Origin of the sequence: Streptomyces sp. NPDC018833, from assembly GCF_044390825.1 — a bacterium.
Classification (GTDB): Bacteria; Actinomycetota; Actinomycetes; order Streptomycetales; family Streptomycetaceae; genus Streptomyces.
On the sequence record NZ_JBIRZM010000010.1, the window covers coordinates 175,188 to 182,073 of the forward strand.

At 71.2% G+C, this 6,886-nt stretch carries 6 protein-coding genes; 1 reads left to right on the forward strand and 5 read right to left on the reverse strand.

From position 1 onward, the window contains the following. Positions 1-212: 212 nt before the first annotated feature. The gene (locus ACH5AF_RS21355) at positions 213-1,475 is read left to right on the forward strand and encodes an ABC transporter substrate-binding protein (RefSeq protein ID WP_398903195.1); all 1,263 of its coding nucleotides are present in this window, start codon (positions 213-215) and stop codon (positions 1,473-1,475) included. Positions 1,476-1,516: 41 nt separating this feature from the next. Here the strand turns inward: ACH5AF_RS21355 and ACH5AF_RS21360 are convergent, their stop codons facing one another. The 5 genes from ACH5AF_RS21360 to ACH5AF_RS21380 all read right to left on the reverse strand — a co-directional run bounded on the left by ACH5AF_RS21360 (position 1,517) and on the right by ACH5AF_RS21380 (position 6,876). Next, complete coding sequence (locus tag ACH5AF_RS21360) at positions 1,517-2,281, reverse strand: ABC transporter ATP-binding protein (protein WP_398903196.1); 765 nt, start codon at positions 2,279-2,281, stop codon at positions 1,517-1,519. Continuing rightward, positions 2,271-3,167 carry an ABC transporter ATP-binding protein gene (locus tag ACH5AF_RS21365; RefSeq protein ID WP_398903197.1) on the reverse strand — a complete coding sequence of 299 codons (897 nt, stop codon included), beginning with the start codon at positions 3,165-3,167 and terminating at the stop codon, positions 2,271-2,273. The genes ACH5AF_RS21360 and ACH5AF_RS21365 overlap by 11 nt, the downstream gene beginning before the upstream one ends. Then, positions 3,157-4,149 (reverse strand): branched-chain amino acid ABC transporter permease, encoded by a 993-nt coding sequence (locus ACH5AF_RS21370; protein ID WP_398903198.1) that lies wholly within the window; start codon positions 4,147-4,149, stop codon positions 3,157-3,159. Before ACH5AF_RS21370 ends, ACH5AF_RS21365 begins: the two co-directional genes overlap by 11 nt. A gap of 10 nt (positions 4,150-4,159) precedes the next feature. After that, a complete protein-coding gene (locus tag ACH5AF_RS21375) occupies positions 4,160-5,167 on the reverse strand; it encodes a branched-chain amino acid ABC transporter permease (protein WP_398903199.1) in 1,008 nt (335 codons plus the stop codon). Positions 5,168-5,265: 98 nt separating this feature from the next. Further along, positions 5,266-6,876, reverse strand: coding sequence for a condensation domain-containing protein (locus ACH5AF_RS21380; protein WP_398903284.1), 1,611 nt, complete (start codon positions 6,874-6,876; stop codon positions 5,266-5,268). Positions 6,877-6,886: the final 10 nt, after the last annotated feature.

The following is a 6,886-nucleotide window of genomic DNA, read 5'->3' on the forward strand; positions in this document are numbered from 1 at the left end:
CGGGAGTCTAACGAGCGGCTCCCGTTCGCAGCGACGGCATTTCCGCAGGCTGGCCACGATCGGCGACCGCCCGCCGGAGCCGTGGCGTGGCCGCTCTCCCTTGAGCACCTCGACGACCGGGGAACGTGAATGTGATCGGTCGGCGCCGACCGACTCCCAGGCGGTTTATTCTTGAACAAAACAGCAGACAGCCTCTACTGAGGGAGGCGGACATGCACACGTCGATACGGCGGTCCGCGACCTTCCTGGGCGCGGCCGCGCTTGTGGTGGCCGCCTGTGGTTCGAGCGGTGGTGGGGGCGCATCGGCCGCGGTGGCCCGCGAGGAGGACGGCGAACTCAAACTCGGATACGTCCTGCCGGAGACCGGTCAGCTGGCCTTTCTCGGGCCTCCCCAGATCCAGTCGATGAAGTTCGCGATCAAGGCGATCAACGACGCGGGTGGAGTTCTCGGCAAACCGATCCCCGCGGTCGTCTCGGGTGACGAGGCAGGCCAGGAGGCCGTGGCGGCGCAGTCGGCGGACCGCGTGCTGGCGAGCGGAGTGGACGCGATCATCGGCGCGGCGGCGTCCGGGATGTCGCTGGCGTTCATCGATCGCGTGACCGGGGCCGGCGTCGTCCAGTGCTCCGGGTCCAACACGGCACCGACCTTCACCGACTACGACGACGGCGGCTTCTACTTCCGCACCGCGCCGAGCGACGTGCTGCAGGCGCCGGTGCTGGCCGACGTCGTCCAAGGCGACGGCCACGACCGGGTCGCGCTGGTCGCGCGGGCCGACGACTACGGGCGCGGGCTGCTGGAGTCCACGAGGGACGCTCTGGAGAAGGGCGGCACGGAGGTCGCGGTCGCCGAGACGTACGACCCGAAGGCGACGAACTACGACCAGCTCGTGCAACAGGTCAGGAATGCGAACCCTGACGCCGTCGTGGTGATCTCGTTCGAGGAGGGCGCACAGATCCTGCAAGGACTCATCGAGGCCGGGGTGGGACCGCAGCAGATCGGTGTCTACGGAGCCGACGGCCTGCGCAGCGCGGAACTGCCCTCACTGGTCGCACCGAAGAACCCCGAACGGCTCGCAGGCATGAAGGGCACGGCGCCGGCATCGGCGTCCAACGCCGAGTATGTGAAGCAGCTCAGGGCGTTCGCGCCGGAGCTGAAGGAGCTGCAGTTCGCGCCGCAGGTCTTCGACTGCGTGACGACGATCGCGCTTGCCGCCGAGAAGGCGAAGTCGGACGACCCCGGCACCTTCGCCAAGGAGATGGTCGGTGTCACCAAGGACGGTGACAAGTGCACTTCCTTCGCCGCCTGCAAGGAGCTGCTGGCCGACGGCAAGGACATCGACTACGACGGTGTGAGCGGCCCGCTCGAGTTCACCGACGCCGGTGAGCCGGGCCAGGCGACGATCGAGGTCTACACCTACGACGATCAGGGCGAGCTGCAGACCGTGCGCACGGAGGTGAGCCGGGGCGAGGAGTGAGGAACACACCGGAAAGTCGTGCGCAGAAGATGTCGGAGGTGTCAGCGGACGCGGGCGAGGGTGCCGAGATAGAGCTCGATCACCTTCTCGTCGCGGAGCAGATCCGCGCCGGCGCCGGTGTACGCGTTGCGTCCCTGGTCGAGGACGTAGCCACGGGCGCAGATCTGCAGACACCTGCGGGCGTTCTGCTCGACCATGAGCACCGCGACGCCCGCGCCGTTGATCTCTTTGACGCGGTCGAACACCTGGTCCTGGTAGCGCGGTGAGAGCCCGGCCGAGGGCTCGTCGAGCAGCAGCAGCCGCGGCTCGGTCATCAGCGCGCGGGCCATCGCGAGCATCTGCCGCTCGCCGCCGGACATGGAACCCGCCTTCTGTTTCCGGCGGTCGGCCAGGACCGGGAAGACCTCCTCGACCGCCCGGGCCCGCGCGGCGTAGGCCCTGGGGCGCAGGTATGTGCCCATGCGCAGGTTCTCCTCGACGGTGAGCCCGGGGAAGACGTTCTGCAGTTGTGGTACGTATCCGACGCCCCTGCGGACCAGTTCGTGAGCGGGCCGGTGGGTGACGTCCTCGCCGTGCAGCCGCACGGAGCCGCCGCGGATGCGCAGCAGTCCGAAGACGGCCTTGGCGAGGGTCGACTTCCCGGCGCCGTTGGGGCCGATCACGCCGACCAGTTCACCGGGCCCGACCTCGACGCTGCAGCCGCGCAGTACGTCGACGCCGGGCAGGTATCCGGCGACTATGTCGTCGGCCGCCAGCACGGGTGGCGCCCCGTTCGGGCGCTGCTGTGCGGTGCGGTCAGGTGTCATGGGGCTCAGCCTCCTCGCCGGTGGCTTCGGGTTCGTCGTGGTGTCTGCCGAGGTAGGCGTCGACCACGGCCGCGTTCCGGCCGATCGCGGCCGGCGGGCCCTCCGCCACCAGGCGGCCGCCCGCCATGACCGCCACCCAGTCGCTGATGCCCATCACCACGTCCATGTCGTGCTCGACGAAGCACACCGTCAGGCCCTCGTCGCGCAGTTGGGTGATGTGGCCGAGCAGGGACTGGGTCAGGGCGGGGTTCACCCCGGCCATGGGCTCGTCGAGCAGCACCATCCACGGGCGGACCATCAGTGCGCGGGCGAGTTCGAGCAGTTTGCGCTGCCCGCCGGAGAGCGTGCCCGCGAAGTCGTCGCGCAGCGGGGCGAGACGGAAACGGTCCAGCAGGTCATCGGCCCTGGCCTCGTTCTCCCGCTCCTGCCCCCGCCACAGCGGTGGCAGCAGCGCGGGCAGCAGCCGCTCGCCGCGCTGCGGGGTCGCGGCGAGCAGCAGGTTCTCCAGCACGGTGAGCCGGGCGAGCGTGCGGGTCAGCTGGAAGGTGCGCACCAGTCCGCTGCGGGCGATCCGGTGGGCGGGGCGGCCGGCAAGGGCCTGCCCGTCGAAGGACCACCGCCCGCCGTCGGCCCGGTCGAAGCCGCTGACCACGTTGAACAGCGTGGTCTTGCCCGCGCCGTTGGGCCCGATGAGCGCCGTGATGGTGCCGCGCTGCACCTCCAGGTGGTCGACGTGCACGGCGGCGAGGCCGCCGAAGCTGCGGCGCACCTCGTCCAGGACGAGCAGCGCGTCGGGCTTGCGCACACCGGGTTCGGCCGCGACGGCCGGCGCGCCCGCGGCACGGGGGCCGCCGGGCGTGGCGGGGCTGCGCTTCTCAGCGGCCACTGAGCAGCATCTCCTTCCGGCTCCCGAGGATCCCCTGCGGGCGGAAAGCCACGAGCAGGATGAGGGCGAGCCCGACCAGGGCGAAGCGCACGGCGCCGACCTCCGACGTGCTGATCACGTCGGACGGGACGGCCCCGGTGCCGATGGCCTGGCGCAGAGCGCTGTCGAGGAAGGTGAGGACGAACCAGAACAGGACCGAGCCGACGACCGGCCCCAGGATCCGTCCGGCGCCGCCCAGCACCAGCAGCGTGTAGAGGAAGAAGGTGACGGCCGGGTCGTAGCTGTCCGCGCTCACCGACTGGACATGGATCGCCTGCAGGATCCCGGCGACCGCCCCGATCACGCCGCCGATGACGAGGCTCTGCATCTTGTACGCGTAGACGTTCTTGCCCAGGCTGCTTACGGCTGTCTCGTCCTCGCGCACGGAACGGACGACACGGCCCCAGGGGCTGTGCACGAGCAGGGCGAGCAGGACCGCGATCACGACGACGAGAGCCCAGGCGATGATCAGCACCCACAGGTCCCGGGCGGTGAACTCGACCTTCCACACGCCGTAGCGGCCCGGCGGGATCGGATTGAGGTCGTAGAAGTCGCCCGCGAAGCGCTGGAGGCCGAACACCCCGCCGGTGGTGGGCTCGGCCCAGCTGGAGCGGTAGAACAGCCGCAGCGTCTCCCCGGCGGCGATCGTGGTGATGGCGAGGTAGTCGGCGCGCAGCCGCAGGGTGGGCAGGCCGAGCAGCAACGCCAGGACGACCGCGGAGGCGAGCCCGACCAGGATGCCGAGCCACATCGAACCGCCCCACGTCACCACGGTGATGGCGAGTCCGTAGCCGCCGACGAGCATGAAACCGACCTGGCCGAAGTTGAGCAGCCCCGTGTAGCCGAAGTGCAGGTTGAGACCGAGGGCGGCGATCGCGTAGATCGCGGCGATGGGACCGATGCCGGAGCGGATCGCGTCGGAGAGGATCACGGAGAAGTCCACGGCGCACCCCTCACCCGATGCGTTCGGCCCGGCCGAGGATGCCCTGCGGTCGCACCAGCAACACGACGATCAGGGCGAGCAGGGCCCATGCGTACTGCAGGTCGACCGGGAACCACAGGGTGGACATCTGGGCGACGACGCCGATGACGAGGCTGCCGGCCATCGCGCCGTACGCGTTGCCCAGACCGCCGAGGATCACCCCGGCGAACATGAGCAGCAGCAGCTTGAACCCCATGTCCCAGGTGATGACCTCCACCAGTCCGAAGAAGACGCCGCCCAGGGCGGCGAGCGCTCCGCCGAGCATCCAGACGACGAGCACGACCCGCTGCACGTCGATGCCGGAGGCCTCGGCGAGGTCGCGGTTGCCGGAGACCGCGCGGATCGCGGTGCCGATCCGGGTCCGTTGCAGCAGTACCGCGACGCCGAGCAGTGTCAGCAGGGACAGCAGGGTGACGGTGAGGTCCCTGGGGGTGATACCGGCCGGGCCGAGGTCGATCGCCTGCTGGATGTCGTACTGGGCATAGGAGCCGGGGCGGGCTCCGTAGAGCACGAGCACGACGTGCCGCAGCAGCAGGGACAGGCCGATCGTGACGATGAACATGTTGATCAGCCCGGTGCCGCGGGCCCGCAGCGGGCGCCAGACGCCGCGGTCGATCGCCGCGCCCAGCAGGGCACCGAAGGCCACGGCGGCGAGGGCGGCGAGGCCCAGGTGCCAGCCGGGGCCCGCCGGCGAGACGTTCAGGAAGAAGGCGGACGTGGCGCCGATGGTGACGAGCTCGCCGTGCGCGAAGTTGATCAGGTGGATGGTCCCGAAGATCAAGGACAGCCCGACGGCGGTGATCGCGATGATGACACCGAACTGGATGCCGTCGATCAGTGCCTGAAGGGCCCGCGCACCCAAACCGGGGCCGCGCGGGACCTCCTCGCCCTGTGCGCTGTCCGCGGCCGTCCTGCCGGCCGCCGGCAGGACGGTGAGGAACAGGGCGAGTGCCGCCACGAACAACCGCTGATGCCGCACGGTCCGGTCCGGTCTCTCGCAAGCACCCCGATGCGCTCAGTCTAGGCGCGTACCGGGGTGCCGGCGCAGACCTGTTCAGACGGTCGAAGGCGGGGCGCTCAGCAGGCGCCCTCCCTCCCGTCCGGAGGGCACAGCAGCTCCGCGACCGGGGTCGACGGCTCCGCCGTGACCTGCTCCAGCAGTGCGGTGAAGTCCTCGCTCCAGGCGCGGACCGTCGCCGCGTCGAAGAGGTCGGTCGCGTACTCGAAGGTGATGTCGATGGCGTCACCGCGGGGCAGGAGGACGGCGTAGAGCTCGTTGCGGGCGACCGCTCGGGTGGGCAGGCCGCGGACCGTTGCGGAAACCCCCCGCAGGTTAAGGGCCGGGGGCGGCGTCGTGACCACCGTGAACAGCACCGTGGGGAACAGCCCTTCGGCCGTCTCGGGCGAGAGGAGCCGCACGACCTCGGTCAGCGGCAGATCCTGGTGGTCGAGGGCGGTGAACAGGGTCGAACCGAGCCGCGTCACCAGATCCGCGAACACCGGGGCCTCGGACAGGCGGGCGCGCAGGAGTACGGCATCGCCCAGCAGCCCGACCACGCCCTCCCGCTCCGGCCTGGTGCGGTTGGCGCTGGAGGCCGCGAGGACGACGTCGTCCGTGCGCCCGCACAGCCGGGCCGTCCAGGTGGCGAAGGCGGCCGCGAGGACCGCGTACGGGGTGACTCCCACCCGCTCGGCCGTCCCCGCCACCCGGCCAGGCACGGCGCCGCCGATCGTCCAGGTGTGCAGGGCCCCGCGGCCGGACGGCACGGCGGGCCGCGGCCGGTCGCAGGGCAGATCCGGTTTCAGCGGCAGGCCCGCGAGCTCCGCACGCCAGAACCGTTCCAGTTCCTCCCGGCGCCTGTCGGTGAGCCGGTGCTCCGCGCGGGCCACGTCGGTGAACTGTACCGACGGCGCCGCGAGAGCGGAGGCGGAGCCTTCGCCGCGGGCGTTGTAGAGCTCCTGCAGGTCGTGCCAGAGGATGCCCATGGACCAGCCGTCGCAGACGGCGTGGTGGAGTACGGCCACCAGCACCCAGCGGTCCGGGCCGAGCCGGCCGAGCCGGAACCGGAACAGCGGGGCGGTGTCCAGCGCGAACGGTTCGGACGCGTGGTCCTGGCACCAGCGCTCGACGTGGACGGCGTCGCCGGCGTACGCCATCAGGTCGGTGACCTCGACGTCCACCGGCACGTCGGTGAGCACCTCGACGAGATGCTTCCCGTCACGGTGCACGGCCCGGCTGCGCAGCGCCTCGTGCCGTTCAACCAGGTCCTCCAGCGCCCGAGTGAGGGCGTCCGGATCGAGGGCGCCGTGGAGGTCGATGCGGTGTGCGACGTTGTAGACGCCGGGGTCGGTGCGCTCGTGGTGGCGCCGCCACAGTCGGCGCAGTGTGGACGTCATGGGGACGCTGTCCGCGACGGGCGTGGGGGCCGCGGGTGTGTCGTCCGGCAGGGACGCGGGCGCGGTGGCTGCCGTCGCTGCCCGGGCAGCGACCGCTTCCGTCGCCGTATCCGTTGGCGTCGCGGGGGCAGGGCCGTTCGCCTGCGTCCGGGGCGCGGTGCCTGACGTCTCAGCCCGGGCAGCGACCGCTTCCGTCACCGTCTCCGTTGGCGTCGCGGGGGCAGGGCCGTTCGCCTGCGTCCGGGGCGCGGTGCCTGACGTCTCAGCCCGGGCAGCGACCGCTTCCGTCACCGTCTCCGTT

Bases quoted from the DNA above. Each gene is read 5' to 3' on its own strand.
- ACH5AF_RS21355 (WP_398903195.1), top strand. From the start codon at position 213: ATGCACACGTCGATACGGCGGTCCGCGACCTTCCTGGGCGCGGCCGCG.
- ACH5AF_RS21360 (WP_398903196.1), bottom strand. From the start codon at position 2,281: ATGACACCTGACCGCACCGCACAGCAGCGCCCGAACGGGGCGCCACCC.